Source organism: Gilvimarinus polysaccharolyticus (genome assembly GCF_001187555.1).
Taxonomy (GTDB): Bacteria; Pseudomonadota; Gammaproteobacteria; order Pseudomonadales; family Cellvibrionaceae; genus Gilvimarinus; species Gilvimarinus polysaccharolyticus.
Window position 1 is genome coordinate 299460 of the sequence record NZ_LFIJ01000001.1, and the last position, 15950, is coordinate 315409.

A 15950-nucleotide genomic window follows, 5' to 3' on the forward strand; every position below is an offset into this window, starting at 1 on the left:
AGTAGATGAAAATAAGTGCGTCAAATTTTGCAGCAGAGGGGAGTAGCTCATTGAAACACCTAAACTCTAGTAAAAACAAAGGCTTCACTCTCATAGAGTTGATGGTCACGTTGGTAGTAGCTGCGGTTCTTGCAACTGTCGCCTTGCCCAATTTTAGAACTATGATTTTTAATAGTCGCTCTGATGGTCTAGGTGAAGAGCTAGTGTCGGCTTTGCAGGCAACGAAGGCTGAAGCTGTTAAACGAGGTCGAAGAGTCAGCCTTTGTGCCAGTAATGGCGATGGCTCTGGGTGTGCTGGCGATTGGGCCAACGGGTGGCTGATGTTTGTTGATGGTGCCGCTTCTGATGAAGCTGCTACGCCTGTGGTGGGGGCGACAACTGATATTTTACGACATATCAATAATTTAGATGATGCGGCAGTGATTACTGGTAATGCTGATTTTGTTCGCTATACCAGCACTGGGCAGTTGGCTCGTATCGGAGGTACTGCCAATACCACACCTGTAGTCTTGAGCGCGTATGTAGATGGGTGTGAGGGGGATAAGCAGAGCAACATCACAATTGGTGTTGCAGGCATGATGAATGTAAACGAAGTAAGGTGTCCGTGATGAATAAAAGCAATCGTTATGCAAATAAACAGGCTGGCGTTACCCTAATTGAGGTATTGGTAACGGTATTAATTATTTCTACTGCACTAATGGCCCTTGCTTCCTTGCAAACACGCGCATTGCAGTACAATAGTAGTGCCTATTTACGGTCTCAAGCTAACATTATCGCTTACGATATTTTTGAACAAATGCGCGCATCCTCTACTGCTAATGCGGTAGTAACTGGGGCTGCTGTGGTAATGCCTGATGTTGATGCTCTAGCTGCCCAGTTGCCTGCTGGGACGGGTAATGTTGTATGCGCTGCGCGGGTATGTACTGTAACTTTGACGTGGAGCGAGCCCACGCAAAGCCAGGCAGGCGACAATATGGAAAACACAACATTCGCTTATGCTTCGAGGATTTAAGAGGTGAATATGAATCGCCAAAAGGGTTTATCGCTGGTCGAATTAATGATATCCATCGCTATTGGTTTAATGTTGATGACGGGTATCGTGCAGTTGTTTCTTTCTAGTAAAGAGGTATTTAACACCCAGCAGGGGATGTCTCGGCTGCAGGAGACCGGTCGTCTAGCGGTCGAATTTATGAGTAGAGATTTACGTCAAGCGGGTTACATGGGGTGTGCGTACCTGACTGATTGGAATATCAACTCAACATTAAATAATGGCCATGCATTCAGTAATAATTTTGAATTTGGTACTCCTTTACAGGTATATGATGCTTCTGCTCCGCCAGCAACAATTCCTCTTGTTCCTGGGCCCAAAGCTGGTACCCAGGTGCTGGTAGCTTATACGGCTAACGAAGCCTCGGCGTCAGTCAGTCAAGCAAATACATCTAGTAGTGTATTCGTGGACTTGATACCTCCTGCCAACCAAAGTTGTCCTAGTGGTATTTGTGAAAATGACATTGTGGTCGTAGCTGACTGCGATAAAGCAATGGTGTTTCAGGCTACCAGTGTGAGTGAGCAAGGTGTGCAGGTGGAGCTTGGGCATGCGGCAGGGGCTGACCCTGGCAACGCTCGTACCAATTGGGGTGGGAATCCAGATAATTTGGTTGAAACCTTTGATGTGGGGGCTGAGGTCTTCAAAATTAATACTGTGGTGTACTACGTTGCAGAAGACGCAGATGGTGAAGTTGGGTTATATCAAAAAATAGGCAGTAATCCGGCTTTTGAGCTGTTGCGTGGAGTAGAAGATTTTAATGTGTTGATTGGTGTGGATGGCAATGCGGATCGAGCAGCCGATAACTATGTAGCACATGGGGCCGTTGCTAATTGGATGGATGCTGTGGCCGCGCAAATTGAGGTGTTGGTTCAGACTCCAAATGATGGGGTCGCCAGCGAAGAGCAGACGTACGAGTTCGGAGGCGCAGAAATTACCGCTGCGGATAATCGAATTCGCAAAGTGTTTACTACCACGGTAGGCATCAGAAGTAAGTTGCCTTAAAAGGAGAAATTATGAATTGCCAAGTCATTAATCGGGCAGGCCAGGCAGGGGTCACTTTAATTGTAGGTTTGATAATGGTGCTTGTCATGACTGTCCTTGGTCTTTCGGCTATTCGTGGAAGCGGATTACAAGAGCAAATGGCCGGTAATATGCGCGACCGTCAATTAGCATTCCAAGCATCCGAGGCGGCTTTACGTGAGGCAGAGGTTCAACTTGAAGTGCCAGCCCCGCCCATTGGTAGTAGTCAGGGATTTAAAGAATCGCTTAATCAATCAAGCACAGCTTTTTGGTTGGATTATGAGAACAATTGGTCGGCGTTAGCCGCAGATTATTCTAACCATATCGACCACGTTAAAGAACGGCCAAAATACTTGGTGGAGGAGGTCAGGTTCTACTCGAGTGGCCTTGATGGCAACCCTGTTGATTTGTCAAGTATGCTCAATAAGGGTATGGAAGTGCGTTATCGAGTTACCGCACGTTCCACTGGTGGTTCAACTGATGCGAATGTAATTTTGCAGTCTTCTTACCGCAATTAAGCAATCTGTTTGCATGAGCAACACGGAGTAAAACCATGAACAGAACAAAATTGACTATTTTTCTTAGGCAGCCAGTGCGTGTGGTTGCTGCAATCGCAACGATAGTGCTAACGCTTGGAAGTGTCCACTCTGTACACGCTATAAATCTAGCGCAATCGCCGTTATTTTTGGCGCGTCCGGTTGCCCCTATTGTTATGCTGAATATGTCCAACGATCATCAGCTGTACTTTAAGGCTTATGATGATTATTCGGATTTAGACTCAGAAGATGTGGGTGGTGATCCGGCCCCCGAAACAACTTATAAAAATAGCTACGATTACTACGGCTATTTTGATAGTAATAAATGTTATAAGCATAGCGGCGGGGCGTTTCGGCCTAGCAGTGCGGCCAGCAACCATTATTGCTCTGGTGAGTGGAGTGGTAATTTTTTAAACTGGGCGACTATGACTCGGATCGATACTGTGCGGAAGATTTTGTACGGCGGTATGCGCTCTACTGATAAAGTGAACGAGACTATACTAGAACGAGCATTTTTGCCGCAGGATGCGCACTCATTTGCGAAATATTATAACGGATCTGATGTATTTAAATTAGTCCCCGGTGCTACGCATGGTCCAGCTAACTCAAAGGCAAGTGGTGTGACAATTTGTAATACCACTAACCCATCAAATCGTAACGTCCATTCCCAGAATGTAACCGCACCGCCTATTATGCGTGTGGCCTCGGGTAATTATTCGTTGTGGGCAAGTAATGAGCGTTGGCAGTGCCGTTTATCTGGTGATGTAAGTGGCTCAAACGGGAAGAACGATAATGACTCCAGCAAGTCTGGAATTTATGCATATTCGAGCTCTCCAGCGGCGGCGGCTGATTATGTTGTCCGTGTCGAGGTCTGTAATGCCGCACACGTTGATATAGATAATAACGAAAATTGTAAAGCGTATGCCGGCGCTAGCTTGAAGCCAGCGGGCTTGCTGCAAACCTATGGCGAGGATGATTCTATTTTGTTTGGGTTGTTAACCGGCTCATATAAGCAAAATAAATCTGGCGGAGTCCTGCGTAAAAATGTCGGCTCTATGTCTGATGAAGTAGACGCGAACGGACGATTTCTTACTCCTGCAAATGGCGAAAGTATTATTGAAACACTCGATAAGCTTCGTATTGCACGTTATGATTATAATCAAGGTCTTTATAATAGTGCGGATTCCTGTGCTTTTGGTTTGTCATCCTTCAGTAACGGAAATTGTACTAACTGGGGAAACCCTCAGTCAGAGATGTACCTTGAGTCATTGCGTTACTTAGCTGGTTTGACGCCAAATTTCTCGGCGGATGATAGCACTATTATTAGCGGATTAAAGACGGCGGGGTGGGATGATCCTATTGGTAATAACAATTACTGCGCGCCGCTAAGTGTCATTCAATTTAACGCATCGACCAGCTCTTACGATGGCGATGAGCTCGGTGGCTTTACAGGTATTGCTGGAGGTAAATCGTTAAATGCCTTAACTGATATAGTTGGTGCCGCAGAAGGGATACACAGCACCAGTCGCTATGTTGGTGAAACGGCCTCAGACACTAATCAGCTTTGTACGGCTAAAACTGTTAGCAAATTATCAGCTGTTTTGGGAACTTGCCCTGATGCTCCACGATTAGAGGGGAGTTATCAGATTGCTGGTTTGGCCTATCACGCGAACCTTAACGGCATCGCCGATAATCGTGAGACAGTACAGACTTTTGGTGTGGCATTAGCGCCCGCGGTGCCCTTGGTTAAGATCCCTGTTCCTGGTAGCGCTGCAAACACAATCTCAATACAGCCTGCCTGTCGTAATAGACAGCCAAACCCGGATGGTAATTGTGCGATTGTTGATTTTAAAATTGTAGAGCAAAATCATGTCGGAACCACCCATACCGGTAAACTTTATGTTAACTGGGAAGATAGTGAACAAGGTGGTGATTTTGACCAAGATATGTGGGGTATATTGTCATACGAAGTAAGCTCAACTGAAGTAAAGGTGACGACTGATGTTATCGCTCAATCAACACCTAACTCAATGGGGTTTGGGTATGTGATCGGCGGCACTACAATGGATGGATTCCATGTGCACAGTGGTATTAATAACTTTTCTTTCTCTAATGAGTACACCGCTGCTTTGGCTTGTAACAATTGCGTGAGGGATAATGATGCCTCAGAGCAAACTTTTGAGATTGGTGCTACGTCGGCCTCTGCATTAGAGCAACCGCTTTATTATGCGGCTAAATGGGGTGGCTTTGAAACGGAAGATGAAGCGGGTAATGTGGTTGATACGCCGACAGGTGACCCCTCAACCTACTTTTTTGCGACCAATCCGCGTAAGTTAGAGGAAGCGTTAAAGGATGCTTTTGACACTATCGCGGAAGGGGCCGGTTCGGCTAGTGCCGTAGCGACTAATTCGACGCGCTTAGGTTCTGATGCGGTTGCCTACCAGGCAACTTTTAACACTGAAAGCTGGAGTGGCGATTTAATCGCAGCCAATATCGGTGAGGTGGCGTTAGGTTCATCTATATGGTCGGCGGCCAACAGTATGCCGGCTGCTAATGCTCGTGAAATTTGGACGCATGACGGTAACTCAGCTGTTGAATTTGTTTGGAGTAATCTCTCTGGCGCGCAACGTAGCATTTTAAATAGTGACGACGGTCAAGGGCAAGAGCGATTACAGTGGGTGCGTGGCGTCGAGGTCGTGGGGCTTAAAGATCGTGACGCGGATGAAGTGCTCGGTGACATTGTAAGCTCTAACCCTGCGTTCGCTGGCGCCGAGAATTATGGGTTCGATCGCTCACAGGCCAGTGGCGCAGATCATTATTCCACGTTTGTTGAGGGCACTAAAGCAAGTCGAGATAAAATGATTTACGTTGGTGCCAATGATGGTATGTTACATGCCTTTAATGCTGAAACAGGTGTGGAGAGGTTTGCTTATATACCATCGACTGTTTACGAGCAGCTAGTTGCGCGCACAGGTAGTGATTATGGTTCGGTATTTAATCCACATCAGTTTTCGGTTGATGGACAAGTATTTGTCGGTGATGCTTATATTAACGGTAGCTGGAAGACAATACTTGTGGGGACTCTGGGGGCAGGTGGCAAGGGAGTGTTTGCGCTGGATGTCACTAACCCAGAGAGCGGTTTGGATGCGACCAAAGTGTTGTTTGAGTACAATGAAAGCAATGCGCCGAATATTGGTAATGTGACTGGTACGCCGATTATCGCGCCAATGCCGGACGGTAGTTGGGCGATCATTCTAGGCAATGGTTATAACAGTCAAGGAGGAGAGGCCCAATTGGTTGTTATTCCACTGGACGGCAATTATGTGCCTACTTATATTCCAACAGGTAATGTCGGAGATAATGGCTTGAGTGAGCCGTCAATCTCTGTCGGTGGTGGCTTCTTGTCTCGTTACGCTTATGCCGGTGACTTGCAAGGAAATATGTATAAATTTGATTTGCAGAGTAAAACGCTTGATTACACCTTGTTTGAAGCTCGCGATAATAGTGGAAATGCACAGCCAATTACCGCAGCGCCAGTATTGGGCATTAATCCTTACCGTAAGTCCAGCAATGGACAAGTAGGTACGATGGTATATTTCGGTACTGGCAGTTATCTTACAGTCGGAGATTTGAATAACACTAAACTGCAAAGCTTTTACGGCGTCGCTGATACCGGTGCAGCGGTAAGTCGAGGTGATTTGTTTGAAAAGGAGATTACGTCTCAAAGCGGAGGGAGTCGTACCGTTTATCAAGGTGATGGGCAGTTCGGAGATGAAATTGACTGGGATACACACGCTGGCTGGGTTTTGGATTTTGATACCGTCATCGGTGAGCGTGTGGTTGATAAGCCCATATTGTCTTTTGATAGGCTAATCTTTCCTACAACGGTTCCCACGGAAAACCCTTGTGATTATGGTGGTAACAGTTGGATTATGGCACTTATTGGTGTTGGTCAGTTGTACCCAGGGTATTCGCCTTTCGCTGAACCTCCAAGTGATCCTAGTGAACCACATGAGCCAGGTGTTTGCACTGGGGATGGTTGTGAAACAGACACGCTGGTTAAATTGACTCCACCAAAAGATAAAGGACTACCCTGTGGCGGTGGTGCATTTATTATTCAGCAAAACAGTGACGGTTCCGTAGGCTATATATGCACCGGCGAGCCAGATGTAGTTGAAGGCCGTCAGTCTTGGCGACAAATTCAATAGCACAGGATTGTAATATGAAAAAAGAAAAAGGTTTTACATTAATTGAAGTGATGATTGTAGTGGCAATTATAGGTATTATCGCTGTTATCGCTGTGCCCTCTTATTTGGATAATATTCGTAGGGCTAACCGTGCTGACGCTACGACCTCACTAACTAATGTGGCGCATCAAATGCAGCGTTGCTATACGTTGAATAACAGTTATACCGGCTGCCCGTCTATTGGTACTCGAACTTCAGATGAAGACTTTTATACTATTGTGGTGGCTCTGACTGATGCGGGTGCGGGTTATACTGCAACGGCAACACCGGCTAAGACCCCGCAAACTGGTGATTCCGACTGTGCTAGTTTGACTTTGAATAATTTGGGGCAAAAAAGTGCTTCACCTGATTCGGAGGGGCGTTGCTGGTAAGGTAAAGCTTTTTCAGTAATAACACAGCTTAATAACAAAGCCCGTCATGTACGGGCTTTGTTATTCATCCAGTCCCAGTTTTTGTAGTCGGTATCGCAATGACCTAAAACTTACTCCTAATTTTTTTGCCGCTTGGGTTTTGTTCCAGCGGCTGGATTCTAGGGCGCTACATAACACTTCTTTTTCAATTTCTTCTAGATATTCATCTAGGGAATCGTGCTCTAAACACCGTTGAAAGTGATTGAGGGTTGGGCCGTTTTTGACTGTTGAAGAACTTTGGTTGCCGGTAACTTTTGATATTGTAATCGGTAATTGTAAGTCAGGCTCATCAATGAGGTCATTTTCACATAAAGTAAAGGCACGCTCTAAAATATTTTCTAGTTCGCGAACATTACCTGGAAACGAGTAAGCTGTAAGGGTGGTTAATGCCTTGCTGGATAGAGCGAGAGGCTCTTGGCCTACGGAGTGAGCGATTTTTTTAAGTAAGCGTTCTGCAAGTGCGGGAATGTCTTCTTGACGCTCGCGTAGAGCAGGAACGGCCAGCTGAATAACGTTAAGTCGATAAAATAAATCTTGGCGAAAGTTGCCTTGTATAACCTCTTGTTCAAGATTCTTATGGGTGGCGCAAAGAATACGTACATCGGTTTTAATCTCACCAGTTGCACCCACCGGACGCACCACTTTTTCTTGGATTGCGCGCAGTAACTTTACTTGCATATCTAGCGGCAAGTCGGCCACCTCGTCAAAAAATAAAGTTCCGCCTTCAGCTGCTTGAAATAAACCAAGTTTGTCTTGGTTGGCGCCAGTAAAGCTACCTTTAATATGACCAAACAATTCACTTTCGAGTAATTCGCGCGGAATGGCGCCGCAGTTCACTGCGATAAAAGGCGCGCTTGCACGCGGTCCTAAATTATGAATTGAGCGTGCTGTTAATTCTTTTCCTGAGCCAGATTCGCCGCTAATGTACACAGGTGCTTGTGAACGCGCTAGTTTTTGAATGCTAGCGCTTAGACGAGTAATTGACGGTGATTCTCCAGTAAGTAAAGTGCTTTTGTTATTGGTGTTGCTGGGTAAGTTGCCGGATTTAATTGCGGTGTTTACCAGTTTTCGTAAAATGGCGAGATCTACCGGTTTAGAAATAAAATCAAAGGCGCCAGCTTTCATCGATTCAATTGCAATATCGATGTTGCCGTGGGCAGTAATTACGGCAACTGGCATCCGCGGTTGGTGTTGTTGAATATACTCGACAATCTCTAAGCCGTTACCGTCGGGCAGCCTCATGTCGGTCAAACAAAATGAAAATTCGTGTTTGGTTAATAAAGCCTTTGCTTCACGGATAGTGGCGACGCTGCGAGTGTTGATTTGCATTCGCCCTAGAGTGATTTCTAGCAGTTCACGAATGTCAGGTTCGTCGTCGATGACTAATGCGGTTTTTACACTCATTGCTGCGCCTTATCTGGATGTGCCATTTGCAGAGTAAAACAACTTGGCTCATTATCGTTACACTGATAAAAAAGAATAGCTTGGTTGGCTTCGCAAAGTTCTTGGCAAATAAATAACCCTAGGCCTGATCCGGTATTTTCAGTGGTAAAAAAAGGCTCAAATACATGTTTTTGGTTGGCTGGGGCGATGCCCGGACCTTTGTCTATAATCTTAATATAAGGGGTTTGTCGTCCGCTCTCTACCCCTATTTCTAAAATAACGGGCTCGGCACAGTCGGTCGGTGTATAGCGTAATGCATTATCAACTAGGTTGGTCAGGATTTGATGTAAATGACATGAGTCGAAGGTTGCATATACAGGTTCTGAATTAAGTTTTAAAGCAATATCACTGTCGTTGGACCGGGTGTATTCATCGATGAATTTTCTGGCCCAAGTGCCAAGTTCAAGCATGGAAGGGGTCGCCATATTACGCCGTGAAACGTGCAGTATGTTTTCGATAATTTGGTTTACACGTTTGGTGTGATTGCTGATAATCTCAAGTAAACGTTGGTCGGCATCGGCTATGTTGGGTGACTCGCTAAGTAATTGACTGGCATGACTAATGGCACCTAAAGGGTTGCGTATTTCATGAGCGATACTGGCAGTAAGTCGCCCAAGTGATGCCAGTTTAAGTTGTTGAGCTTGTTGTACAATGGCACGATTGTCTTCGATAAAGGCTAGTGTCTCTTCAGTCTTTCCAAGTTCTAGGTTGGCTAGGCTAATGCGTAATTCACTGCCTGGGTCGGTATTGTTTTTAACGACTTCTGAGCCTTGAGCTTGACCTTTACGCCACTGGTCTAGTTGATGTTTTAGTGTGGGCATTTGCGTTAGTGATAAGCTCAAATCGTCTGATTTTTTTAAACTTAAAAGTCTTTGCGCTGCATCATTAATAAGCTCAATGTCGTCGTTTTTGTTTAACACGACAATGCCTGTGCGCATTCTTTCGACAATCAGTCGGGCCAGTTTTTGCAGGTGAGCAATATGTTTGCTGTGAGCAGCTAACTCCTCGGTACTGGCTTTAATTTTACGGGTTAAATATTGAAATAGTAGTGCTGTGATAAAAATCATAGCACCAAGCGAGCCGGCTATAAACAGTGCTTTTGAGTCTATTCCCGAAACTGAGTGATGAACAATACTCTCGCCAATAAGTGCAATGGTGGCTAACGCTGCGATAAAAACAGCAAGTTGTGCTGGCATTAACATACCTGCAGCAGCAACGCTCACAATTAATAAGTATCCTAAACCGCTGGTGGCGCCACCACTGGCAAACATAATAAGTGTGATGCCGACAATATCGCTAACAATGGCAAATAATCGTTGTTGTAAGGTGGGGGCGCTTTTGTTACACCATAAGAAAATTAATGTGGTTAGGCTAATCGTGGTGTACGCCCAAGTTGTATATACAAACAAAGGAGCGCTATCGATTCCCAGTACATTACTTACTAGGTTACTTTTGTAAATTAATAATAATAAGCTGCCTAACAATACTCGGTAATAGGTATATACCCGTAATAGCTGGTATGGGTCGTAACTTGGGTCGTAGCTTGGCTCTATGATTTTATCAGTGGCTTTCATGGGCATCATTTTTGGCTAAACATAATGGTTTTGATATCGCAAATACCGAATCAGCTATTGTACAGCATTGCCTGCTCTTTGCTTAATGGCGGCCTTTATTGGACAATATGAAACCCAATGTAGGGGCGTTGTAAAGAGGAAAGAGCATGAGCAAAGTCGTCGTGTGTATGGCGCAAATCAATACGCTGGTCGGTGATATCCCCGGCAACACTAATTTGGTGTTAAGCGAAGCGCGACGCGCACTCACACAATATGACGCAGACGCCATATTGTTTCCTGAGTTAACCCTAACGGGTTACCCGCCCGAAGATCTATTGTTGCGCCCGTCGCTGCAAGTGCGTATTGAGCACGCGCTTAAAGTATTAATAGAGGCTGCGCTGCCAATCACTCTTATTGTGGGTTACCCGCGCAAGGTGGCTGGGGAGCTGCTTAATATGGCAGGGGTTATAGCGAATGGCCAGTTAGTAGCTGAATATGCTAAGCAGCACTTACCTAACTATCAAGTGTTTGATGAGGTACGTTATTTTGTGCCGGGCGACAAAGCGTGTGTTTTTGACCTGAAAGGGATCCCCACGGCACTGACAATTTGTGAAGATATTTGGCAAAGCGAGCCAATGATTCAGGCGCGAGACGCAGGTGCGGCACTGATGCTGAATCTTAATGCCTCGCCCTTTCATAAAGGCAAAGCGAGCGAGCGTGAACAACTGCTGGCAAACCGTAGTCGCGATGGCCAGATGCCTATTATTTACACCAATATGGTGGGCGGCCAAGATGAGCTTGTGTTTGATGGCGGCTCGTTAGCCGTCAATCAAGCTGGGGAAGTGTGCGCTAAGGCGTTGGTCTTTGAGCCCGCATTGTTGCCCGTAAGTATCGTACGCGAGGCTAATGGTTTACAGCTCGTGCCGCAATCTCTTGCCCCTGAGCCGCTAGAATTGGCCTCTGTGTATCAGGCTTTGGTGACTGGGCTGCGCGATTACGTCCAAAAAAATCACTTTAAAGGTGTACTGCTCGGGTTGTCTGGCGGTATCGATTCTGCACTGACTCTGGCGATTGCGGCCGATGCTTTGGGCGCTGCAAACGTCGAGGCGGTAATGATGCCGTTCCGTTACACGTCGGAGTTAAGTAAAACTGATGCAGCTGACCAAGCTGAGCGCATGGGAGTGCGCTACCAATCCATAAGTATCGAGCCGATGTACGAAGCTTTTATGACAGCGCTCGCCGATGAGTTTGCCGGCACTTCTGTTGACACTACCGAGCAGAACTTACAGGCCCGCTGTCGTGGCGTTGTGCTTATGGCTATATCCAACAAAAAAGGCAGTTTGGTATTAACCACAGGCAATAAAAGTGAGCTGGCGGTGGGTTATTCAACGCTGTATGGTGATATGGCCGGTGGTTTTGACGTACTAAAAGATGTACCCAAAACCTTAGTGTTCAGCTTGGCTAAGTATCGTAATCGTATCGAAGAAGTGATTCCAAACTCGGTGATTGTCCGGCCGCCCTCGGCGGAGCTTGCACCCGATCAAACAGATCAAGATTCGCTGCCACCCTACGAAGTGTTAGATCCGATTCTGGCCTTATATGTCGAGTTAGATTACAGCGCCGAACAAATCATTCGTGAAGGTTTTAGTCGTGAGGATGTGATGCGAGTAGTGCGGTTGGTAGATATTAATGAGCACAAACGACGTCAAGCCCCTATCGGTGTGCGTATTAGTCAGCGTGGCTTTGGTCGAGACAGGCGTTACCCGATTACCTCGGGCTGGCAAGCTGGAGAGTAACCTAATTAAGCACTCCCAAGGCTTATATAAAAAAGGCGCTGCTACTGCAGCGCCTTTTTAATAGTGTTTTCTAGGTGTTATTGAATGGCGCGAGGGGCGTCTTGGTATTGGGCGTCGTATACTCGGCGCGAGTCAAAGCCACGTGGGTCCCGCTTATCAAATAAACCAAAGGTGATGGTGCTGAGCCAAGAGCGCTCGCCGCTGACATCGCCGTGCTGAAAATCAAACTCACCTTGCTTATTAAAAGCTGGGTGATCGGCGTAGTTTAAGCGTAAAACTGCCAGTGTGCGATCGGCCAGCTCGTCCATCTCTAATAGGTGGTAACCTTGTACCATTACTGCCAGCGCATCAGGCACAGCCGGTGTTTCTTGGAAGTTTTCTAAGACGTATTTACCGCGGTTTACTGATGCAAGATAAGCGCCGCGTTTAAAGTAGTAGTTGGCGACATGAATCTCGTAGCGCGCTAATCGGTTGCGTAAATACAGCATACGCTTTTTGGCGTCGGTGGCGTAAGAGCTGTCGGGGTAACGATTAAGCAGTTGGGTGAAGTAATCCAACGATTCACGGGCGGCGCCAGGGTCGCGCTGGGTCTGATCTAACGGGATGATTTTGGCCAAAAAGCTTTCATCTTTACTGTACGCTGCTAGGCCTTTCATATAGTAGGCGTAGTCGACATTGCGGTGTTGCGGGTGCAGGCGAATAAACCGATCTGCGGATGCTGTTGCCGCGTCAGGATCGCCGGAGCTGTAATAGGCATAAATAAGCTCAAGTTGAGCTTGCTCGGCATATTTGCCAAAAGGGAAGTGCTCTTCTAGCAGTTGTAAAGAACGAATAGCGTTCTCCCAGCGAGAGCGATCGAGATGTGTTTGAGCCGATTCATGCAGTTCGGACTCTGAGGTAACATCTTGCTGTTGCTCGGTAGTAGAACACGCGCTAAGCAGGACCAAAAAAAGACCGGTGATTAAAAAAACTAGGGCTCGCATAGGGTTACAACTCATAATTCGTTATCATCGCAGCGTCATTGGGCGCAAAAGGGTTGTTTTAAAACATTCTAAGCAAAAGCCAAATAGAACAAAGTGAGCGAAAAAGCGCAATTCATAGTAAATAAGTACGCACTTTGGCCAAGTTCGTTGTTCTTGGGTTAAGCTGATCGTTTTTATACAGTCGCCAAGCCCGCTATTTAAACACAGTCGAGCGCCAAGCCAAAGTGGGCAGGGTACGACAAAATCCGTAAAACTGGGAGCCAGGTTGGGAATGACCGAAACCATAGAACACAGCGCCACTATCTCTGTACAAATGCAGGGGCTGCGCTTAGACCAAGCAGCTGCAGCCTTGTTCCCTGATTATTCGAGGGCACGTCTGCAAAGTTGGATTATCGCGGGGCAATTGACGTTAGATGATCGCCAAGTGCGTCCGCGTCACAAGTTAATAGGTGGCGAGCAACTTAAGCTTAAAGCTGAGCTTACCCCCGAGGGTGAGTGGGGCCCTGAGAATATACCGATTGATATCGTCTTTGAGGACGAGAGCCTGATGGTGGTGAATAAAGCTGCGGGTATGGTGGTACACCCCGCTGCAGGTAATTATACCGGCACCTTGGTTAATGCACTGTTGCATTACTGCCCAGCCCAAGCAAACTTGCCCCGAGCGGGGATTGTGCACCGGCTGGATAAGGACACCAGTGGGTTAATGGTAGTGGCAAAAACGCTTGCTGCCCACGCCAACCTAGTGATGCAGTTACAGGCGCGCACAGTCAGTCGCGAGTATGAAGCGCTAGCCTGTGGTGACATGACCGGCGGTGGTAAAGTCGACGCGCCGATCAATAGGCACCCACGTTTACGCAAGCAAATGGCAGTAGTAGCCCACGGCGGTAAAGAGGCTGTAACTCATTATCGGCTAGTGGCGCGTTTGGGCGGCTACACGCATCTACGGCTAAAACTAGAAACCGGCCGCACTCACCAGATTCGAGTGCATATGGCGCATATCCGTCACCCGTTACTAGGTGATCCGGTTTATGGTAAACGTCCTAGTAAGCTGCACACGTTAGCGCGTGAACTTGCCACAACCATTAAGGATTTTCCGCGGCAAGCATTGCATGCCGCTCAATTAGGGTTGGATCATCCCGCCACTGGTGAATATATGCAGTGGCAAGCACCATTGCCGGATGATATGGCACAACTACTGTACGCACTGCATCATCGAGATGAGTAATTTGCTACCTAATCATTATATTGTTCCCGATTGGCCCGCTCCAGCCAACGTGCGAGCCGTCGCCACAACGCGTCTAAGTGGCGTTAGTGAAGGAGGGGCTAACGGCGATGGTTACGCCAGCTTCAACCTTGCCACCCATGTTGGCGACAACCCTAATGCTGTGGCAACTAACCGGCAGAGATTAAAAACCGAGTTGGCATTAAGCGCAGAGCCCCAATGGCTAGAGCAAGTGCACGGCATTAAGGTTGTTGACGCCGTCGCTGATGGACTGATGCGCACCGCCGATGGCGCCACTACCACACAGCGTGGCTTACCGTGTGCCGTGTTAACCGCCGATTGCTTGCCAATTTTACTGTGTGATCGCGCAGGCACCCAAGTGGCGGCAGTACACGCCGGCTGGCGCTCGTTAGCCGCTGGTATCGTACCGCGTGCATTGGCGCGCTTTAACGCCCCACCAGAGCAGCTGATGGCGTGGTTGGGGCCTGCTATATCAGCCCAGCACTTTGAGGTGGGGGTTGATGTATTAGAGGCATTCTTTGATACCGCCGGCAGTGTTGCGCACAGTGATGCGATTGCCGCCGCTATGCGTCCGGGGAGTCGGCCGATGCACTTCTATGCAGATTTACCACAATTGGCGCGTGCCGCATTATCTGAAAATGGCGTGACTTCTGTTTATTGTGGCGCAGCGGGTAACATGGGAGTGAGTAATGACAGTATGTGTACTTATGCCAATACTCGCTTTTACTCGTATCGCCGTGACGGTCAAGCCAGTGGCCGTATGGCAAGCCTTGTTTGGTTGACAGACTCTTAGCCGAGCCAAGTCGCTTAGATATGGAGCGGGTGTCGAAGCCCGTTCACCCTGCTACAAGTCGTATAGGTTTTAAGTCATTTTACCAAAAGCGGTGTTTTATTTAGCGTATAGGTATTGGCAATCAAGTACATTACGTCGTGTATAGCTCATTGTGCTAAAGGCGCTTGTCTTTGTGCGACACCAAAAGCTGTGAATAAGAGCACGTGGCTTACAGTTTATTTATGTATTGTGTCTGTTTTTTAATCTGGAGATCCACCATGAAATTATTGTTGCGCTTGGGGTTGTTAGGTGTTGTTTTCACTTGCTTAACCACGCATGCCAATCCGTACCAAGAAACGGTTGATACTTTTAAGTCTTCGCCGCAAGTGGCGGAGTTTTTTCAAACAGCATACGGTTATGCTATTTTCCCCTCGATAGGTAAAGGCGGTATCGGCATAGGCGGAGCGCACGGTAAAGGTCGAGTGTTTCGTAATGGGCAAATGACTGGAAGCACTAGTATGACTCAGCTAACGATTGGTTTTTTGTTGGGTGGTCAAGTGTTTAGTGAGATTATCTTTTTTGAAAATAAATCCAGTTACGATCATTTTGTTCAGGGTGAATTCGAATTTGGCGCGCAAGCCAGTGCCGTTGCCATAACGGCCAGTGCCAATGCAAAAGTAGGCACTACAGGTATGGCCGCTGGTGCGTCAGGCGTGTCCGATAAGGCAGGCAAACAAATGGCAACATACAATGCCGGTACAGCTGTATTCACTCATGCGAAGGGCGGTTTTATGTTTGAGGCGGCGTTGGCTGGTCAAAAATTCACGTATGAACCGATACAGTAATCTTTATAGCTGTTTTAAAGACAAATAAAAAAGGCCGCAAATGCGGCCTTTTTT

13 protein-coding genes are annotated in these 15950 nt (G+C 47.1%); 10 read left to right on the plus strand and 3 right to left on the minus strand.

From position 1 onward, the window contains the following. Window positions 1-5 precede the first annotated feature (5 nt). Genes GILYN3_RS01280 through GILYN3_RS01305 form a run of 6 tightly spaced genes read left to right on the plus strand, consistent with a single transcriptional unit; the run spans window position 6 to window position 7222 of the window. Window positions 6-608 (plus strand): GspH/FimT family pseudopilin, encoded by a 603-nt coding sequence (locus GILYN3_RS01280; RefSeq protein ID WP_084005003.1) that lies wholly within the window; start codon window positions 6-8, stop codon window positions 606-608. Continuing rightward, window positions 608-1012 carry a type IV pilus modification protein PilV gene (pilV, locus tag GILYN3_RS01285; protein ID WP_049721175.1) on the plus strand — a complete coding sequence of 135 codons (405 nt, stop codon included), beginning with the start codon at window positions 608-610 and terminating at the stop codon, window positions 1010-1012. The genes GILYN3_RS01280 and pilV overlap by 1 nt, the downstream gene beginning before the upstream one ends. A 9-nt stretch (window positions 1013-1021) precedes the next feature. Beyond that, window positions 1022-2050 carry a PilW family protein gene (locus GILYN3_RS01290; RefSeq protein ID WP_049721176.1) on the plus strand — a complete coding sequence of 343 codons (1029 nt, stop codon included), beginning with the start codon at window positions 1022-1024 and terminating at the stop codon, window positions 2048-2050. An 11-nt stretch (window positions 2051-2061) separates the two neighbouring features. Next, window positions 2062-2586: a pilus assembly PilX family protein gene (locus GILYN3_RS01295; RefSeq protein ID WP_049721177.1), complete on the plus strand. Its 525-nt coding sequence runs from the start codon at window positions 2062-2064 to the stop codon at window positions 2584-2586. Window positions 2587-2621: 35 nt separating this feature from the next. Then, window positions 2622-6812 (plus strand): pilus assembly protein, encoded by a 4191-nt coding sequence (locus tag GILYN3_RS01300; protein WP_049721178.1) that lies wholly within the window; start codon window positions 2622-2624, stop codon window positions 6810-6812. Window positions 6813-6826: 14 nt separating this feature from the next. Continuing rightward, on the plus strand, window positions 6827-7222 hold the full coding sequence (locus GILYN3_RS01305) for a type IV pilin protein (RefSeq protein WP_049721179.1): 396 nt from the start codon (window positions 6827-6829) through the stop codon (window positions 7220-7222). A 60-nt stretch (window positions 7223-7282) separates the two neighbouring features. On the opposite strand, the gene GILYN3_RS01310 is transcribed toward GILYN3_RS01305, so the two are convergent. Both GILYN3_RS01310 and GILYN3_RS01315 read right to left on the minus strand, forming a co-directional pair. Next, the gene (locus tag GILYN3_RS01310; protein ID WP_049721180.1) at window positions 7283-8665 is read right to left on the minus strand and encodes a sigma-54-dependent transcriptional regulator; all 1383 of its coding nucleotides are present in this window, start codon (window positions 8663-8665) and stop codon (window positions 7283-7285) included. Further along, the gene (locus GILYN3_RS01315; protein WP_049722504.1) at window positions 8662-10278 is read right to left on the minus strand and encodes a sensor histidine kinase; all 1617 of its coding nucleotides are present in this window, start codon (window positions 10276-10278) and stop codon (window positions 8662-8664) included. Before GILYN3_RS01315 ends, GILYN3_RS01310 begins: the two co-directional genes overlap by 4 nt. 146 nt (window positions 10279-10424) lie before the next feature. Between GILYN3_RS01315 and GILYN3_RS01320 the strand changes: the two genes are divergently transcribed. After that, the gene (locus GILYN3_RS01320; protein ID WP_049721181.1) at window positions 10425-12053 is read left to right on the plus strand and encodes an NAD+ synthase; all 1629 of its coding nucleotides are present in this window, start codon (window positions 10425-10427) and stop codon (window positions 12051-12053) included. Window positions 12054-12130: 77 nt separating this feature from the next. Here GILYN3_RS01320 and GILYN3_RS01325 read toward each other — a convergent pair whose 3' ends face one another. Beyond that, the gene (locus GILYN3_RS01325; RefSeq protein ID WP_198147256.1) at window positions 12131-13036 is read right to left on the minus strand and encodes an outer membrane protein assembly factor BamD; all 906 of its coding nucleotides are present in this window, start codon (window positions 13034-13036) and stop codon (window positions 12131-12133) included. A 271-nt stretch (window positions 13037-13307) separates the two neighbouring features. Here GILYN3_RS01325 and rluD point away from each other — a divergent pair, with 271 nt between their 5' ends. From rluD to GILYN3_RS01345, 3 genes are all read left to right on the plus strand, one after another. Continuing rightward, window positions 13308-14261, plus strand: coding sequence for a 23S rRNA pseudouridine(1911/1915/1917) synthase RluD (rluD, locus tag GILYN3_RS01335; RefSeq protein ID WP_049721184.1), 954 nt, complete (start codon window positions 13308-13310; stop codon window positions 14259-14261). After that, the gene (gene pgeF / locus GILYN3_RS01340) at window positions 14254-15072 is read left to right on the plus strand and encodes a peptidoglycan editing factor PgeF (protein ID WP_049721185.1); all 819 of its coding nucleotides are present in this window, start codon (window positions 14254-14256) and stop codon (window positions 15070-15072) included. Before rluD ends, pgeF begins: the two co-directional genes overlap by 8 nt. A gap of 257 nt (window positions 15073-15329) precedes the next feature. Beyond that, entirely contained in the window at window positions 15330-15896 is a 567-nt protein-coding gene (locus GILYN3_RS01345) for a lipid-binding SYLF domain-containing protein (protein WP_049721186.1), read from the plus strand. Window positions 15897-15950 lie beyond the last annotated feature (54 nt).